Annotated in this window: 15 protein-coding genes; 8 read left to right on the top strand and 7 right to left on the bottom strand. The window is 40.1% G+C overall.

The features are described 5' to 3' along the window. The first annotated feature begins 25 nt into the window (after positions 1-25). Positions 26-316: a hypothetical protein gene (locus V471_RS01015; RefSeq protein WP_084871008.1), complete on the top strand. Its 291-nt coding sequence runs from the start codon at positions 26-28 to the stop codon at positions 314-316. A gap of 585 nt (positions 317-901) precedes the next feature. Here the strand turns inward: V471_RS01015 and V471_RS01005 are convergent. Continuing rightward, positions 902-3,169 (bottom strand): Xaa-Pro dipeptidyl-peptidase, encoded by a 2,268-nt coding sequence (locus V471_RS01005; RefSeq protein ID WP_084871007.1) that lies wholly within the window; start codon positions 3,167-3,169, stop codon positions 902-904. Positions 3,170-3,292: 123 nt separating this feature from the next. Here V471_RS01005 and gla point away from each other — a divergent pair, with 123 nt between their 5' ends. Continuing rightward, the gene (gla, locus tag V471_RS01000) at positions 3,293-4,159 is read left to right on the top strand and encodes an aquaglyceroporin Gla (RefSeq protein WP_014632658.1); all 867 of its coding nucleotides are present in this window, start codon (positions 3,293-3,295) and stop codon (positions 4,157-4,159) included. An 87-nt stretch (positions 4,160-4,246) separates the two neighbouring features. On the opposite strand, the gene V471_RS00995 is transcribed toward gla, so the two are convergent. Continuing rightward, positions 4,247-4,918 (bottom strand): CPBP family intramembrane glutamic endopeptidase, encoded by a 672-nt coding sequence (locus V471_RS00995; RefSeq protein ID WP_045001459.1) that lies wholly within the window; start codon positions 4,916-4,918, stop codon positions 4,247-4,249. A gap of 173 nt (positions 4,919-5,091) precedes the next feature. On the opposite strand from V471_RS00995, the gene V471_RS00990 reads away from it, so the two are divergent. Genes V471_RS00990 through V471_RS00980 form a run of 3 tightly spaced genes read left to right on the top strand, consistent with a single transcriptional unit; the run spans position 5,092 to position 7,452 of the window. After that, on the top strand, positions 5,092-5,847 hold the full coding sequence (locus V471_RS00990) for a CppA family protein (protein ID WP_004183351.1): 756 nt from the start codon (positions 5,092-5,094) through the stop codon (positions 5,845-5,847). Further along, on the top strand, positions 5,847-6,794 hold the full coding sequence (locus V471_RS00985) for a serine hydrolase domain-containing protein (RefSeq protein WP_014632661.1): 948 nt from the start codon (positions 5,847-5,849) through the stop codon (positions 6,792-6,794). Before V471_RS00990 ends, V471_RS00985 begins: the two co-directional genes overlap by 1 nt. Further along, positions 6,778-7,452 carry a hypothetical protein gene (locus V471_RS00980; RefSeq protein WP_070850120.1) on the top strand — a complete coding sequence of 225 codons (675 nt, stop codon included), beginning with the start codon at positions 6,778-6,780 and terminating at the stop codon, positions 7,450-7,452. The genes V471_RS00985 and V471_RS00980 overlap by 17 nt, the downstream gene beginning before the upstream one ends. Positions 7,453-7,468: 16 nt before the next feature. On the opposite strand, the gene V471_RS00975 is transcribed toward V471_RS00980, so the two are convergent. The 5 genes from V471_RS00975 to pflB form a co-directional block, all read right to left on the bottom strand. Then, positions 7,469-7,921: a GNAT family N-acetyltransferase gene (locus tag V471_RS00975; protein WP_049529020.1), complete on the bottom strand. Its 453-nt coding sequence runs from the start codon at positions 7,919-7,921 to the stop codon at positions 7,469-7,471. A gap of 85 nt (positions 7,922-8,006) precedes the next feature. Next, the gene (locus V471_RS00970) at positions 8,007-8,789 is read right to left on the bottom strand and encodes a carbonic anhydrase (protein ID WP_084871006.1); all 783 of its coding nucleotides are present in this window, start codon (positions 8,787-8,789) and stop codon (positions 8,007-8,009) included. A gap of 287 nt (positions 8,790-9,076) precedes the next feature. Then, on the bottom strand, positions 9,077-10,771 hold the full coding sequence (locus V471_RS00965; protein WP_084871005.1) for an oleate hydratase: 1,695 nt from the start codon (positions 10,769-10,771) through the stop codon (positions 9,077-9,079). A 14-nt stretch (positions 10,772-10,785) separates the two neighbouring features. Next, entirely contained in the window at positions 10,786-10,923 is a 138-nt protein-coding gene (locus V471_RS11030; protein WP_004183341.1) for a hypothetical protein, read from the bottom strand. A 158-nt stretch (positions 10,924-11,081) separates the two neighbouring features. Beyond that, the gene (gene pflB, locus V471_RS00960) at positions 11,082-13,394 is read right to left on the bottom strand and encodes a formate C-acetyltransferase (RefSeq protein ID WP_084871004.1); all 2,313 of its coding nucleotides are present in this window, start codon (positions 13,392-13,394) and stop codon (positions 11,082-11,084) included. Between the two features lie 267 nt (positions 13,395-13,661). Here pflB and dinB point away from each other — a divergent pair, with 267 nt between their 5' ends. From dinB to V471_RS00945, 3 genes are all read left to right on the top strand, one after another. Then, positions 13,662-14,771: a DNA polymerase IV gene (gene dinB / locus V471_RS00955; RefSeq protein ID WP_045769047.1), complete on the top strand. Its 1,110-nt coding sequence runs from the start codon at positions 13,662-13,664 to the stop codon at positions 14,769-14,771. Between the two features lie 100 nt (positions 14,772-14,871). Further along, entirely contained in the window at positions 14,872-15,762 is an 891-nt protein-coding gene (locus V471_RS00950) for a hypothetical protein (protein ID WP_004183338.1), read from the top strand. Positions 15,763-15,976: 214 nt separating this feature from the next. Continuing rightward, the gene (locus tag V471_RS00945; RefSeq protein ID WP_004183337.1) at positions 15,977-16,807 is read left to right on the top strand and encodes a transporter substrate-binding domain-containing protein; all 831 of its coding nucleotides are present in this window, start codon (positions 15,977-15,979) and stop codon (positions 16,805-16,807) included. The last annotated feature ends 129 nt before the right edge of the window (positions 16,808-16,936 follow it).

Raw genomic sequence — 16,936 nt, 5'->3', positions numbered from 1 at the left:
TATATAATGGTTCTTCTTTCTTATTTTGGCTGCCTCTGGCATTGCTATCAATCTTTTGCTTGTGTTGCCATTGTTGATTAAGCGAGAGCTTGACCGTCGTCCACTTGAAGAACGACAGTTTACTCTTAAACAAATTTACGCTGGCATGGGCTTGGCACATTTGGCTATTATTTTAGCTGGTATTTATCGTTTGCTGACGGTGAGAGATGCCGAATGGTGCCTAATCATTATTGTTGTGATTGTTTTGGATATTTGTTTACTAGCTTTTCTGACACCTAGAGTGCTTAAAATCATTAAACAAAGTGAACGAGGTTAGAATCGCAGTTTATGATAGACGTGCTTATAAAGATAGCGAGGCTGTAAGTGCTTATCTATGCTTTGGTAACTTTCTAGGTATTGTAAAAACTTTCTGTTTGAGAGAAGTGTGAGGTTTAAGTTTTATGTCAAAAAATCTACGTGCCCTTACGGCCATTGTTTTGTCCCAATTGCTTATTGAGTGGATGGGATTCTTTTTAGGTATTCCTCTAAGTAAGATTCTGGTTTTAACAGTACTTAGCAGTCTAGTAGAGATCTTGATGCATCTTTTCCTAAGTAAAAAATCTAAAGTTACTTTGGGTGATAAAGAGATATGGCATCAATACTTTTTATTCGTTAAGAAGACGCTGTGGTTCTCTATTTTATTAGTTGCAATTTTTCTTTTTTATTCGATAATCAAATCTGATAGCTTTATGCTCTATTTTTACTGGCATATCTTTGTATTATTCCATTGTCTTGGATATATCATTTGTTTAAATAATATTAAAATCAATCGTAAAAATTGAAGTCTAAATCTTGTTTATTTCTACACAATCAAAAAATCCCATGGGAGTCATTATCCTATGGGATTTTTTGTGATAAAAAGTTAATAAGGCAATGTCATCTGACTTTGGCTTAGGTCCACAGTCAATTCATAGTTGCTATTATCACGAATAGTGTGCTCAAAGTCTGTGGTATAGAGAACGAGTCGGAGTTTGTCACCCTTGTTGAGTTTGTAGATGGTTGGTTGCAAGTCCAAACCGATAGTCATCCATTCATTTGGAGTGACATTCTCAATGCTAAGGAGGTTCTTGCGATTTTGCAGGTTAAGGTGTCCTTTGGTAATGACACGGTATTTTGCCTGCTTGAATGGCAATTCACGTAAGGCTTCTTCCTTGAAGAGACGGCCATTATCTAAATTCATGCGTTTGAGTGCGGGAATAGGTGCGAGATACTTCTTGTCACCCATTTCTAGAACTTGGGCCGAAATGAGACCACGGTTTGTATTAGACTTAACCTTGAGCTCTAGGTGGACACGACCATTAATCTGGATATCTTGGTCCAGTTCAAAGTCCAAGGTAATGGCATTGGCTTTGTCTGCAAAGAGGTCATCCTTGAAGCTTTGGTAAGCTTTACCATATTTGGTGAAGGTTTCCTCTTCATAATGGTTAGCGATACTAGCTTCAGCCTCACCAAGCTGAATGTTTTTACCATTGTCGTGTCCAAAGTTATCGAGAACTTCCCAGGTCTGTTCAGACTGGTTGTTTTGCCAGATAACAGTAGGCAGTGTGTAGCCATTCTCCAAACCAAGGAGTTTCTGACAAATCAAGGCGTTCATGCTTTCTCGGAAGTCAATAGACTGCCAAGCATTCATGTAAACGTGGGCACCATTGTGGAAGAAGAGGTGTTTTTCAAGAGTGTCAGGAAGGGCTCTGAACATTTGATAGACGTTAATCGGTTTGACGTTCCAGTCTTGGCTACCATGTGTAAAGACAACAGTAGCTTTAACACGATCTGCGAACTGCACATAGTTACGGTTATGCCAGAACTGGCTATAGTCTCCGTGCTTACGATCAATGGCTGTGCTTAGCTCTTTGAGGTAGGCTTGGTAGTCTTTTTGGTGGCGTAGGTATTCTCCAGCTAATAGGGCACGAGAATAGGTAAATTCAGTCAAAGTGTCGAGATCTTCACCAGGGTATCCTCCAGGACTGACGAGGAGTCCATTTTCACGATAGTAGTCGTACCAAGAAGAAATACCTGCTTCAGCGATAACCATTTCCAAACCGTCAACACCAGTTGTAGCAAGGGCGTTGGACATGGTACCTAAGTATGAAAGTCCGGTAGTAGTCACCTTACCAGATGCCCAATCTGCAGTGATGGTATGCTGTCTACTACGACTAGTAAAGGCGCGTGCACGACCATTGAGCCAGTCAATGACAGCTTTATAGGCCAGAACTTGTTGATAGTCTCCAGAGGTCATGAAGCCTTCAGAATTGAAAGTACCGACACCCGATACATAGATAGAAGCCACACCACGAGCCAACATGTAATCGTTAAGCGTGTAGGTATCTGTGTGAGCAAAACGCTCCTGAGCCTTTGTGACAGGATTGATAGGCGTAAGGTCTGCCTCTGGTGTCTTGATTTCTGGTTGGCTAAGGGAGATTTCACCTGCTGGTTTGACGAGCAAATCTCCCTCCATCTTGTGGGTAAGCTTATCTGAAGCAGGCTCGTTAGTCCCTTGTTGATAAGGGCTTGCGGTCATCATGGCTGGAACCGGGAAGTCCACATCAGGACGTAAGATAGTCACCTTGACCAAGTCTAACTGCCCATCTTTATCGGTATCTACAGGTGTTTCGACATAAACCACCTCACGGTGAAGCTGATTAGTGTCAAATGTTGCCAAGCTCTTACCATTAAAGAAGACGTAGTTATTACTTACAGGAATCAAATCCTGAGCTACTAACTGATCAATTAAGGTATTGCCAGACTGTGTGCGTGTTGCTAGCAATTGATGGAGGTTATTAAGGCTACCATCAAAAGTAATTGGGAAAGCCATTTCCTCTAGGAAAGCAATACTATCTGTAAAGTCTACATTAGGGACAAATCCTAGCATTTGAAGAGCCACTAAACCAAAGACGTCAGCAGTCAAAGGACGGTCTGATTGGAAGAATGTTAGGAGATCAGTCTCTGTATCAGCAATCCAATTTTTCAAAGCTAAATCAGTATCTTCAAAGAAAAGGAAGTGCTTGCGAACAAAAGCCTCAAAATTAGCTTTGGCACTGGCATCTAGAGAGACTTCAAAGCCCAGAGAATGGAGTTCCTGACAAGCCATTTCAGGACTTACTGGGATGTAACTAAACTGATTAAATTTCATACTTTAAAACCTCAAAAAAAGAATACGTAAACATTTCAGAAATATCTTTACATCAGACATTATACTTGATAAAATGATAGATGTCTAAATTATTGTAAAATGTGAAAGGAAATAAAGAGACAAATGAATGATTTTCTAAAAGAAGCGCTCAGTCATGATTGGATTATGAAGTACATTACTGAGTTTATTGGGACAGCTTTGATGGTTGCACTTGGTAATGGTTCGGTTGCCAATGTTGAGCTTAAAGGGACTAAGGGTAATAAGTCTGGATGGCTTGTTATTGGTTTTGGTTATGGTTTTGCGGTAATGATGCCAGCACTTATGTTTGGTGATGTTTCTGGTAACCACATCAACCCAGCCTTCACACTTGGACTTGCTGCATCTGGCTTGTTCTCATGGGTAGCCGTTCCAGGTTACTTGATTGCTCAACTTCTCGGTGCTTTCTTAGGACAAGCTATCGTGGTTTGGGTTCACCAACCTTATTATCTTCAAACTGAGAATCCAAACAACATCCTCGGTACCTTCTCTACAATCTCTGCTGTTGATGATAACTCAGACTCAGAGGAAAATCACAAACGTGCTTGGCTTAATGGTTTTGCCAATGAGTTTGCGGGTTCATTCCTTCTCTTCTTTGGTGCTCTTGCCTTGACTAACAACTACTTTGGTCACAAATTAGTCTCACAAGCAGTTCAATATGGGTATGATAAAGAAGCTGTAACAGGTCAAATGGCTAATGGTGCACTTGCGGTTGCCCACATCGGTGTTGGTTTCTTGGTTGCAGCCTTGGTTATTTCGTTTGGTGGTGCAACAGGTCCAGCTCTTAACCCAGCCCGTGACTTGATGCCACGTCTTCTCCACCACATCTTGCCAACAACAGTTCTTGGTGAGCACAAAGGTGATTCTAAATGGTGGTATGCTTGGGTTCCAGTTGTAGCTCCAATCTTAGCAGGAGTTTTAGCTATAGCTTTGTTCAAGTTCCTCTACCTTTAATCAATACAAAAAATCTGAAGTTAGTGCTTCAGATTTTTTTATGCTTAAAATTTTGAAAGTAATAAAAAACTGAGAAAATATTCTCAGTCACATTGGATTAGTCATTACTAGAATGGTAGCACCTAAGGTGTAAAGATTCCATAAAACATGAAGTGTGATACTTGCAGATAAGTTTTCTCTTTTTTGGTAGACCATAGAGAGAGCCAAGCCCATTCCGATATAAAGAGTGAGGTAGGCAAGATTAGTTGGCATATGAAAGAGACAAAAGAGCCCAGTGCTGACTAGCACAGCTGTTTTCGAATAAGGAGCTAACCAGGTGAAAATCCACTTGCGAAAGAGGATTTCTTGGAGGAAGGCTGTCGTAATCATACCAATGGTTACTGGAAGGATAGGCGTTGTTGTGAGCGTCTTTTGAAGTTCTGCATGGTAGTTGGTATGGGTTAGTAGCATAAGATTACTGCCAATGACTCCCATCAAGAAGATAGTGAGAAAGCCCCAGATAATTGCTTTAGCATCCTTGAGGTCTAGTCTAAAACGAGTCATCAATCCTTCACTCTTTGCCCAGAGATAGGTAAGGTAAAAAATGATGAGATTGATAGCGATGACTCCCCAGCTTTCAAGCTTCGTAAAAGTCAATCCAGTCTGATTGTTATATAAGGTTGTCATACCTAAGGTGATGTTTGGGATAGCTATCATCAGCAGTAAAAAAAATCCCTGATAGGCATGTCTAAATGCCAGATTATTGACAAGAGTTTTCATAGACTCTATTATACTCTAAAATGAGGAAAATGCTAGCCCCAAAGTAAAGATAATGTAATGATTTTCATAATTTGTGTGAAAGAAAGTGAAAAAATTACAATACTGTTTTTTCTTAGGAAAATCCTTGTCACACAGGCTCTTTTCGGATAAAATAGAAAAGAATGGAGGTTGTCATGACGCAATCAGGGAATTTTAAGTTTCACACACCAATTTTTCGTGTAAATAACAGACAAGAAAATATTGATTTTTACCAAAATACATTAGGATTTAAGCTTTTGACTGAGGAAAATGCCCTTGCGGTCTTCACAGATTGGACAGACCGTAACTCACTTTTTGTGATTGAGGAGTCACCAGCTTATCGTTGTCGCGCTGTTGAAGGTCCTAAGAAAATTAATAAAGTGGTCATTAAAGTTTCAAATCCACTTGAGATTGAGTACCTTTTGGCGCGTGATGATCACCAAGCCAAGGCTATTTTCCAAGGGGAAAAGGGGTATGCCTTTGAAACAATCTCACCTGAGAATGGTCTTATTTTGATGCATGCCGAAGATGACTTGTCTACTCTTAAGACAGTTGAATACGCAGATGTTGAAGAAAAAGAAGATTTCAAAGGAGTGTCAGACTTTACGGTTGAGTCTTTGACCTTGAACGTTGTTGATACAGCTCAAGCAGCTTTCTTCTACGATAATCTTTTTGGCGAAGAATTGCCTTTGTCTATCCACTTTGAAAAAGCAGAAGGTCCTGACCTCCAAGTGAGTCCAGACCAGACTTGGGATTTGGAAATTCTAGAGTTTAAGGTAGCAGAAGACTATGACTTGGTTGCCTTGCATGATAAACTTGAAAAAGAACAGTTCTCTAGTTACCTAGACAGCAAAGGGAACTTGCTCGCACTCACTGACATGAGCAATATTGAGGTTTGGTTTACAAAGTAATGACTAATTTTCAACAAACATTGTCAACAATTACAGACTACATCAAGGCTGACATCTTTCCAGGTGCCAGCCTTGCACTTTATGACGGACAAGATTGGCAGGAGCATTATCTAGGAACTCAGGATGGAACTATTCCGGTAGTTCCAGGACTTACCTATGATCTAGCTAGTGTTTCCAAGGTAGTCGGAGTTGGGACCCTCTGTCTTTTCTACTTGCAAGCGGGAAAATTGGACTTGGATGAGAAACTATCGACCTATTATCCTGAAGTTGTGGATAAGACGTTAACCCTTCGTCAGCTTCTTTCTCACAGTAGCGGAATTGATCCTTTTATTCCAAATCGTGATGACTTAGACCAAGCTGGCTTGATTGCTGCTATTAATGCCATCAAAGTTAAGGCTGATAAACCTTTCTTGTATACAGATATAAATTTTATTCTCCTAGGTTTGATGCTTGAAAAAGTCTCTGGACAAACACTGGATAAGCTCTTTGACTCCGAGATTTTTCAACCGTTTGGTATGTCTGAAACACAGTTTGGCCCAGTTGAGGTAGCTGTTCCAACAGTTAAGGGGGTTACGGGAGGGACTGTTCATGATCCCAAGGCTCGAGTTCTCAAAGAACATACAGGTTCAGCAGGTCTCTTTTCAACACTAAAAGACTTAGAGATTTTTGTTAACCATTATTTGACGGATGATTTTGCTAAAAATATGACGCAGAATATCAGCCAATCCAACAAGGAACGCAGTGTCGCTTGGGACCTCCAAGGCGAGTGGATTCTTCACACTGGTTATACAGGTACCTTTGTGCTTATCAATATCCCTCGTCAACGTGCGGCGATTTTCCTCAGTAATCGTACTTACTACAAGGATGAGAGAGCTCAATGGATTAAGGACAGAGATGTTTTAATTGAGATAATGAAGAAGGAGCTGATTCGTGAAACGGTCGAGTAGACACTCCAAGGAAAGAAAGCTTATCCCTTGGTTTCTGAGTTTGCTCTTTTGCATGCTTAACGGGAGTAGTCTCTTTTTCTGTGGTATGTGTTTTACAGTGGTGATCATTTTTTTGACGACTAATAGAGATGTAAGCTCTTTTGTAGTTTTGGTATTTATTAGCTTGTTATCTAACCTTATTATTTCTTTTTATATTTTGATAAGAGAACTACTATACAAACTGATTCATTGCCTTGGGTATCGTGCCCAACCCGATTTAAAAGTCCTTCATATGAGAAGAGGGTTTGATATTCATTTTCCTGTGTTTGAAAAGTATGGTCAAGACTATAAGTTACTCTACAAAAAGCGTTCCAAGAAGCTTCAAATAGAGTATTTGCTTATATGTTTAGGATACTTTAATGGACTTAGTCTTATAATGATTACCTTTACAGCCCTATTGAGAGGACTATTTGAGCTACTAGAACTAGAATCAAGAATGGCATCTTCTGATTATAAACAATTTCTTGGTTTTTTGGTCTACATGGGATTTTTTGTCCTTCTTTTTACAGGACAGAAATACTGGAAAAAAATCACAGAGAGATTAAAAGCTAGAGAAAATGTGACAGTGCTGGCTGTCGAGCATGGTTATCCTATATTTGCGACAAAAGAAGAAGCTTAAGCAGTACGTCAACTGCTTAAGCTTTTTTACTTATTAAGGATTTTTCTACAGTAATGTGTTGGATACCAGCTTCTTCAAAGATGTTACCGACTTCTTGATAGCCATTATTGAGGTAGAACTTAAGTGCACTGAGTTGAGCATGGAGAGAAATAGTCTGGAAGCCTTGTTCTTGTGCAAAATCTTCAGCTTCTTTTAGGAGAATGCTCCCCAGACCTTGACCTTGGTAGGCATCGAGCACCGCCATACGTTGGAGGGTAAGCTGAGTCAAGTCTTTATTCGGTAGTAGGCGTACGGTTGCTGCAGCCTTGCCTTTGTCATCATATAGAACAAAGTGGATGCAGTAGGCTTCATTCGCATCAATCTCAATGGAGCGAGGAACACCTTGCCCCTTAACAAAAACAGTGTTTCGGATGGCTACGGCATCGAGGTAAGTTTCTGAGAGTGTATCTCTTGTATGTTTGATAATCATAGGGCAAGTGTAACAAAGTCTATAACTAATTGTCAACGAAAAAAAGCTTGATGAGAGGAGTCATCATCAAGCTTTTTATCTTGTTTTATTCTTTAATTTGTCGACCGTTTGTATCTTGGATAGGACGGTTATTTTTAAATCCAAGGGTTTGAGTGAATTTCTCCACTTGTTCCTTACTAACGGTTTCTTGATTCTTGAAGACAATCCAGTTAACACCCTCAGTACATGGTGGTGTTGTCAAGGAACCTTCGAAGTTGTAGTAGTCCTTGTCTTCAGGATAGAAATCATCTAGTGAGATAGGTTGAGACAACTCGGTTTCAGTATTAGCAGCCTGAGGCATCTTATCCCAGATTTGTTTTAAGGCTTGATTTTCATCGCCATAATTATAGAGAACTGAGACAACTGTGATTTTCCCATTATCAGTCTTGTAGACGAAGTGACCCTCTAGAGGATAAGTCTGACCATCAATTTCATTCTCACTAGGTGCGTGAAAATGGAACTGCTGTAATTTATAGACATCATCACCAATCGTTAGGGTATTCTTTGGATTTTTAAAGCTGACTTCAATTGTATGCCCGTTATTTTCAACTTGAGCCTCTGATTCTTGATTATTAAGGTTTAGTTCTGGAAGATCAACGTCCTCAGCTCCGGTGATATTGATCGGAGATTGTTCTTTACCATTTTTGCTGAGTTTATAATCTTTAGAAAGGTCACCCCAATGGTCTGGACCAGTAGCATCAGTATAACCCCATTGAACGTCCTTGGACTTTGAGGATTCAGTTTTGGTATCAGACTGGCAGGCTACGAGTAGGATAGTACTTGCTACGAGAGCTACTAATCCAATTAGTTTAAAACTTTTCTTATTCATTTGTCCTCCTTATATTCTTTAATCTTATAACAATGATAGTTTACGTGTTATTAGACACTATCCATTTGACGTAATTGAGTATCGTTTCTCTATGGTGCTTCTGAGAAGGAAGTGTTTGGAGATACCAAACGGAAACGCTTTTATTTTATAGCTAATCTGATAAAAAGTCAAATGTAAATTATAGTAGATTTAGAAAAATATAATGAAAGCTGGTTTTTGCAAAAATAAAAAAACAGCAAACATTTTGAAATCATGATGTTTACTGTCTTTAATGTGTGTAATGATTCTTAATCGAACATTTTCTTTGCAGCTCTTAACAAGGTTTTGACATCTTTATCATAACGAGGTGTTTTCACCAAACGTGACATGGGGATACCAGCAAAATGGAAAGCTGCGATTTCTCCAGAACGAACAGCACTATTTTCTGTGAAAATCATTTGATAAGGTTGTTCGACAAATTCTCCAGTAAAGGCAAGGTTTGTTGAATGTTTTGGAATAACCTTAGGACGATCTGACTTGGCTCGATTGTTAAAGAGAGCAGAAGCATATGGCATATAGACAGGGATACAGTTAATAACACTGTCCATGATTTCCTCTTCTTTATCGCTGATATTGATAGGCCCTGGGTCTACCTTTGAAAGTTGTCCAATAAGTTCCTGGAGCATCTCTTTACCAGTCATTTCGATATAAGGTTTATCAATGATTTCCCCGTGACGACGAGGGTAGAGGAAGTATCCCCAAAGAACCGTTTCGTTTGGTTTTTGACTAGTGAAGTGAGGTTGGTGATGGACAACGATTGACATGGTTACATCTTTTTGACCGAGTGGTGTCACTGGTTCTGTAGAAATAAAGGAATTAAGGGCGTTGCCTGGTTCCTGAGTGGTAATACGAGCAATTTCGTTCAAGAAGAGATGATTTTTAGTAGTGAGAGTGAAACTTACCCATTCACTGGCATCACGATCAGCGAAGAATTTATCAGGATTACCAAGGTTATAAAAATGATCTGATGCCTTTTTCCAAAGACTTGAAGCAGCACCATAATCCATGTTTTCTGCAGCCGGAGTGTTGAAATCACCTAGTGTTGCAGAGTCAGTAATCGAACCGTTTGTAAAGATGACTGCTGTATCGTTATCCACTGGGACGAACTCATTTTCATCAGTTTTAGTATTGACCATGTGAAGACCAGTAACAGTAATTTCGTCTTGCATCTTGCTGTCCTTGAATTTCCAGTCAACAACACGACGATTAAGGACTATGTGACAGCCCTCTTTTTCCAAGTAATTAATCAAAGGCTTCATGATGCTTTCGTATTGATTATAGCGTGTACGGTTAACACCAACTAAATGCTCAATCTGAGTGAATTCATAAATCATTTGGTGCATGTAACGACGAAGCTCTTGTGCAGAACTGCGAGTCCTAAAAGCGAATGTCGTTTCCCACATAAACCAAAAGTTACTTTCGAAAAACTCAGTATTGTCTTTGAAATAGTCAGCAATCGTGATGTTATCTAGTTTTTCTTCTTGTGAATCAGGCATCATAATTAACTGCGTAAGGAGCTTACGACTTTTATTATTCAAACCAAGCTTACCACCATCAACGATACCTTGTCCGCCTGTTAAGAGACGAGCCTTGTCATAGGTTGGGTGTGCGGCATCAAATTGGCGAGTATCCTCAGCAGCTGTAAGACATGGTTCTGTCATTGAAGGAACCCGATCAAGCAAATCCATCAAGTCAACATAGGTACGGTAGTTAAGCATACGACCACCGCGAGCAATATAACCCTTTTGATTTTCCATCGGATGATTTTTATTCCAATAGTCATCCTTAACATCTTGGGTAGGGGAACCGTCGTTTGATCCGTAATTATCAAGAGCGTAGAAAGTGATTTGGTCTCCTGACCATTTACCTTCTTGAATGAGGTAAACAGCGGCAGCCATATTTGATAAACCAGCACCGATCATAATTGCTTTTTTCTTTTGCATGATAGTTCTCCTCCTTAATCCAACGTAGAATCAAATTCATCATATAAGGCACTATCGTCCTTGAAGAATTCAGATTTGTGGGCAAGGAATAAGACACTAGCTAGGACGCTAAGTGTGATTCCAAGACTAGTTTTGAAAAACACTTTTTTCATAATAATACCTTCTTTCAAATTCAGTTTGTATTATAGTCCTATCCATAATTATTAACAACTGTTAATGTAAGGTTTTGTACAGTTTGGTAGAAACTGTTTAAGAAGCTAAGAAAAAACAAGCATCACTAGGATGCTTGTTTCTTGTTATATGCTTAGATTTATCCCCAAGCGTCGTCCATTGAAAGAACTTCGTGGAAGACACGTTGTGTCAATTCAGTTTTTTGTTCTGGAGTGAGGTATTTAGTGTTTACACAGTATCCAGAGATACGTACGATAACATCTTCACCGCTCATGATCTTTTCGTAAACATCTGACAAGTCCATAACGTTCAAGTTAACGTGTTGTCCACCGTTTTCGAAGTATCCGTCAAGGATAGTTACGAGGTTGTCAACTTGTTCGTCGTGAGTCTTACCAAGGGCACGAGGTGATACTTGAGTAGTAAGTGAGATACCGTCAGCTGCATAACCGAAGTCAAGGCTTGCAAGTGAGTTCAAGTTTTGCAACCATCCACCTTTAGCTTTGTTAGATGGGTTAGCACCTGGTGAGAAGAATTCCAATTTAGACAAGTTCACTGAACCATCTTCGTTGAGGTATACCCCTTTGTGAACTGGAGAGTTACCAGTTTGTTTAGAGTAAGCAACGTTAGAAGTGATTGTAAGAAGTGAAACTGTAGCTTCTGCATCTTTGTAGAGTTTGTGGCTACGAAGACGAGTAGTGTAAGCTTCAATCAACCATTCTGCCAATTCGTTTGAACGTGGGTCATCTTCACCCCAACGTGGGTATTCACCGATTGTTTCGTAGTCGTAGATGTAGCCATCTTCGTCACGGATCGGTTTAACTGTAGCGTATTTGATTGCTGACAATGTATCAACAGTATTTGCGAAACCACAGATACCAAATCCCATGTTAGCACGTTGTTTAGTTGGCAAGAAGGCCATTTGAACAGCTTCGTAGTTGTACTTATCAGTCATGTAGTGGATGATGTTAAGGGCATCTACGTAAGTGTCAGTCAACCAGTCAAGAGATTTTTCAAAGTTAGCTTTAACAGTGTCAAAGTCAAGAACTTCATCACGGACTGGTTCGATGTCAAATACTTTATAGTCTTTATGAACATCGTCGTAACCACCGTTCAAACCAGTAAGAAGGGCTTTAAGCACGTTAACACGAGCACCGAAGTATTGGATGTTGTGACGTTGTTCTTCGTTTTCTGGGTCAAGTGGTGATACACAACATGAGATACAGCTCATTTCACCGTATCCGTCTTTAGCCATAGTAGTTACACCTTCGTATTGGATAGAAGAGTGTTTGTGGCTCATGTGCATACAGTAGCGACGGAATGAGTAAGGCAATTTGTCAGTCCAAAGAACTGTCAAGTTTGGTTCTGGAGAGTTACCGATGTTGTCAAGAGTGTTCAAGAAACGGTAGTCCATCTTGGTAACACGGTGACGTCCGTCAGCACCCATACCAGCCATAGAAGTTGTGATGAATGTTGGGTCACCTGAGTACAATTGGTCGTAAGCTTTTGTACGAGCAAACTTAACTGTACGAAGTTTCATAACGAAATCATCAACGAATTCTTGGATTTCTGATTCAGTGTAAGTACCACGAGCAAGGTCACGTTCTGCGTATACGTCAAGGACGATTGGCACACGACCAAGTGAAGTAGCGGCACCGTTGATTACACGACATACTGCCATGAAGGCGATGTTTGTCCATTGGATAGCTTCTTTAGTATCGAAGGCTGGACGACGAACATCTACACCGTAAAGGTCACCAAGGCGAACAACGTCTTGAAGTGCTTGGTATTGAAGGTTAACTTCTTCACGAAGACGGATAGTTTCTTCGTCGATTTCTTTGATAGCATTCCAGTCGTTAACTTTTTCTTGCATCAAGTAGTCAGCACCGTAAAGGGCAAGACGAGCGTAAACCCCGATGATACGTCCACGTGAGTAAGCATCTGGAAGACCAGTAACTGTGTGAGCGTGACGTGCACGACGGATGTTTGAAGTGTAAGCACGGAAGATACCATCGTTAACTGTAGTCACGTATTTTGTGAAAATTTCGTGTACAGCTGGGTCTGGTTCATAACCGTGTTCTTTCAAAGCAGTTTCCGCCATACGGATACCACCTTTAGGCATGAAGTTCAATTTGAAGAGCTCATCATTTTGGATACCATAGATAAGTTCATCTTCTTTTGAAATGTATCCTGCGTCAATGTCAGCGATTGAAGTTGGACGAGTATCCATTGGGAAGCGTCCTTCAGCTTCATAGCCTGCTTTAGTTTCATCTACGATTTTTTTAATTTTTAGAGAGCGTTCAGTTGGTCCTGCAAGGAAGCTTTCGTCACCATCATAAGGTGTGTAGTTTGCTTGAACGAAACGTGAAACGCTAGCTTTTTCTTTCCAGTCAGTTCCTTTAAAGCCTTCCCACGCTTTTTCAAAAACATCTGTGTTAGTTTTAACCGTTGCCATAGTTTGGATCTCCTATAATTCTAGTAACAAAATCATCTGTTACATTCTCTAGAAGTATTCTATCACACAGTAACCGCTTACACAACTTTAAAACTGCGTTTTTAGAGACATTCTTTTATAATACAGTTTCGAAAACGACAAATCTGTATTATAAATTTCTGTTTTTTGATAGATTTTGGTATCATAAGGGGAGAATGCTTTGTAGTCCCAAAGTTTTATGTGAAAAGCTTTACAATGAGATAAATCTGAGAAAGGAGGCAGGGAGCCATGTTAGAGTTTCCTCTAATAAATGATACCAGTCGGAAAATCATCCATATTGACATGGACGCCTTTTTTGCTCAGGTCGAGATGAGGGATGACCCCAGTCTTAAGGACAAACCGGTTATTATCGGTCACGATCCTAGAAAAACTGGGGGACGTGGTGTGGTATCAACCTGTAATTACGAGGCTAGAAAATATGGTGTCCATTCAGCCATGTCTTCTAAGGAAGCCTATGAACGTTGTCCTAATGCTGTCTTTATCTCAGGAAATTATAGCCATTACCGAGAGGTAGGGATGCAAATTCGTGAGATTTTTAAACGCTACACCGACTTGGTAGAGCCTATGTCTATCGACGAAGCCTATCTTGATGTGACGATAAATAAGCTTGGTATCAAATCGGCGGTTAAGGTAGCCAAACTTATCCAGTATGATATCTGGCAGGAACTTCACCTGACTTGTTCAGCAGGGGTTTCCTACAATAAATTTATCGCCAAACTAGCCTCTGATTTTCAAAAGCCTGCTGGTTTGACGGTGGTGCTTCCAGAGGAAGCTCAGGAATTTTTGGGAAAGCTACCTATTGAAAAGTTTCATGGGGTAGGTAAAAAGTCAGTTGAACGTCTTCATGACATGGAAATATACACCGGTGCCGATCTTCTGAAGATTCCTGAGATGACGCTGATTGATCGTTTTGGACGTTTTGGATTTGATCTCTTTCGAAAGGCTAGAGGGATTTCCAATAGTCCTGTTAGGCCCAATCGTGTCCGTAAATCTATTGGAAGTGAGCGAACCTACGGCAAACTTCTTTATAATGAAGATGACATCAAGGCTGAGTTGACTAAGAATGCTAGGCGGGTAGCTGAAAGTGCTCAGAAAAATAAAAAAGTCGGTCGAATTATTGTCATCAAGGTCCGTTATTCGGATTTCTCGACCTTAACCAAGCGTATGACCTTGGACAAATCGACTCAGGATTTCGACACCATCGAAAGGATTGCCCATACCATTTTTGATCAATTAGAGGAAAATAGCAGCGGTGTTCGCCTGCTCGGTGTGACGCTGACGGGTCTGGAAGATCAAGAAGGCAGGCAATTGGACCTAGATGATTTGGAGTCATTATAATAGTAGAGTTTTGATTTTTTCTTTTGGAAAGTGACTTTGAAGAATCATCAGACCTATGCTATCTTAAAGAGTAACTAAAAGAAATGAGGGAATAATATTAATGAAAAAAGTTCTTACCTATTTAGGACTGATTCTAGCAGCTTGCTTGGTTCTCGTAGCTTGTGCTTCCAATAAACCAGCTGAGAAGAAAAAAGCGACACCAACTCCGACAGAACGTGCCAAGGCTGATGCGACAGTTTTAATTGATACTATGCTTGGAAAATCTAGTAACGGTTTTTCAAAACTCTACGGTGAAAATTACGAAACCTGGACTGAAACGAATGTTTTTGAAAAACAAGTTGCAGATACTATCGAAGAAAAGGGGTATACACCGGAAGACAAGTATACGTTTAAATACATTGAAGGTTATGATGCCAAGACTCCAACCCAAGTGCTTTCTAAGTTCCTCAAGGTCCGTCGTAATATGATTGGTAAGATTCAGGACTATAAGCTGAAAGATGTCAAAGTTAAAGGAAATGAAGCGACAGTTACCTTTACTTCACGTTCTGTTAGTGCCTATGGTGCTGCAGCTGCTGTTCGTACTCTCCTTATGAGTCTCTATGACAACGATATTGACAAGTTGAAACAATGGAATCAAGCTGATAACAACGATGTGGAAAAAGGTAAAGCCAAAGATCTCACAACGAAATTCCTTTATGGTGAAAACTTTAACGGAGATTTGACACAATTTAAGGATATTGATAAAGAAATGGCCTATACACCTTTGACAGGTGCTGATAATCTAGAAAAGACCTTCAAGCTAACCAAAGATGATGGAGGCAACTGGACGATTTCTATAGAAGATTATAAAGAGCTTGCCGAAGCCTTGGTTGACCATGATGAATCAGGAAGCAGAGCCGTTTACGCTGAACGTATCCATAAGAATTTATCAGATTATCAACCTGAAGACAGTAGCGATTCAAGCAGTAAGTCATCAAGTAAGGGAAAATAGAGTTTTATTGCATTTGATGTTAAACATGTACGGAAAGCTTTTTTGGACGAGAAGAGTTGTCACACCAGTGGCAGCTCTTTTCTTATTGTTCGTTGTATCGATTCCCCTATAACCATTTTCTATCACCACTTAGGTTTTTATTATTAGACGACTAAGGATGAAGATGATAAACTGTTATCACTAACTATTAATGAAAGTATCGAGGATTATAGATATGAAAAAATGGCTTGCAGGTTTAGGGATTCTTGGCTTGTCAGTTTTGACTTTGGCAGCTTGTGGAAACAAGAGTGACAGTAAGGGATCTGGTGAAAAGCAGACGATTACTGTTGCGACGGACTCTGATACGGCACCTTTCACTTTCAAAAAAGGTGACGACTTCAAGGGTTATGATATTGATTTGGTCAAGGCTATTTTCAAGGATTCGGACAAATATGAGGTCAAGTTTGTAACGACACCTTTTGATTCCATCTTGACAGGGGTGGATTCTGGACGTTATCAGATTGCGGCTAACGACTTCAACTACAATGAAGAACGTGCTCAGAAATATGGTTTCTCAGATCCGATTTCACGTTCTAACTATGCCATCACTAGTGCTGAGGGTACCAAGTATACTAGCCTAGACGATTTGTCTGGTAAGACGACAGAGGTGCTTCCTGGCTCTAACTATGCTCAGTTGCTTGAAAATTGGAACCATGCCAATGCGGACAAGACACCAATTACTATCAACTATGCTTCTAGCTCAACGGGTCTTTCAACACGTATTCAACACATTCAAGAAGGAAAAATTGACTTTATCCTTTACGATGCGATTTCGTCTGAGTACATTGTCAAAGATCAAGGCTATAAGCTAGCTGTAAACAAGATTAAAGACGATATCGGTATGAAGACTGATGGTCTGGAATATCTTCTATTCTCAAATGATAAGCAAGGTAAGGAACTCAAGACATTTGTTAATAAGCGTATCAAAGAGCTTAAGAAGGATGGAACCCTTGCCAAACTCAGCAAGGAATACTTCGGTGGCGATTACGTCAGTGATTTGAAATAAGACTGTTAAAAGTTGAGACTGCTGTCTCAGCTTTGGATTTAACACAAAGCTTTCTTTTGAGGCTTTCCTGAGGTGATGACGGACGTCAGCGACCTTCGTCGAAGCTCCATGACTAAGTTTTGAGCCTAA

Origin of the sequence: Streptococcus salivarius (assembly GCF_002094975.1) — a bacterium.
In the GTDB taxonomy this organism is placed as follows: Bacteria; Bacillota; Bacilli; order Lactobacillales; family Streptococcaceae; genus Streptococcus; species Streptococcus salivarius_D.
Note: the sequence above shows the minus strand (reverse complement) of the source record. Positions and strands in the feature narration are given on the sequence as shown.

What these genes read in the sequence shown, in the direction of transcription:
- V471_RS00990 (WP_004183351.1), top strand. Translation starts at nt 5,092, where the DNA reads ATGACGCAATCAGGGAATTTTAAGTTTCACACACCAATTTTTCGTGTA.
- V471_RS00945 (WP_004183337.1), top strand. Translation starts at nt 15,977, where the DNA reads ATGAAAAAATGGCTTGCAGGTTTAGGGATTCTTGGCTTGTCAGTTTTG.
- V471_RS00965 (WP_084871005.1), bottom strand. Translation starts at nt 10,771, where the DNA reads ATGCAAAAGAAAAAAGCAATTATGATCGGTGCTGGTTTATCAAATATG.
- V471_RS00995 (WP_045001459.1), bottom strand. Translation starts at nt 4,918, where the DNA reads ATGAAAACTCTTGTCAATAATCTGGCATTTAGACATGCCTATCAGGGA.
- V471_RS01005 (WP_084871007.1), bottom strand. Translation starts at nt 3,169, where the DNA reads ATGAAATTTAATCAGTTTAGTTACATCCCAGTAAGTCCTGAAATGGCT.
- V471_RS00970 (WP_084871006.1), bottom strand. Translation starts at nt 8,789, where the DNA reads ATGAATAAGAAAAGTTTTAAACTAATTGGATTAGTAGCTCTCGTAGCA.
- V471_RS00985 (WP_014632661.1), top strand. Translation starts at nt 5,847, where the DNA reads ATGACTAATTTTCAACAAACATTGTCAACAATTACAGACTACATCAAG.
- gla (WP_014632658.1), top strand. Translation starts at nt 3,293, where the DNA reads ATGAATGATTTTCTAAAAGAAGCGCTCAGTCATGATTGGATTATGAAG.
- dinB (WP_045769047.1), top strand. Translation starts at nt 13,662, where the DNA reads ATGTTAGAGTTTCCTCTAATAAATGATACCAGTCGGAAAATCATCCAT.
- V471_RS11030 (WP_004183341.1), bottom strand. Translation starts at nt 10,923, where the DNA reads ATGAAAAAAGTGTTTTTCAAAACTAGTCTTGGAATCACACTTAGCGTC.
- V471_RS00975 (WP_049529020.1), bottom strand. Translation starts at nt 7,921, where the DNA reads ATGATTATCAAACATACAAGAGATACACTCTCAGAAACTTACCTCGAT.
- V471_RS00950 (WP_004183338.1), top strand. Translation starts at nt 14,872, where the DNA reads ATGAAAAAAGTTCTTACCTATTTAGGACTGATTCTAGCAGCTTGCTTG.
- pflB (WP_084871004.1), bottom strand. Translation starts at nt 13,394, where the DNA reads ATGGCAACGGTTAAAACTAACACAGATGTTTTTGAAAAAGCGTGGGAA.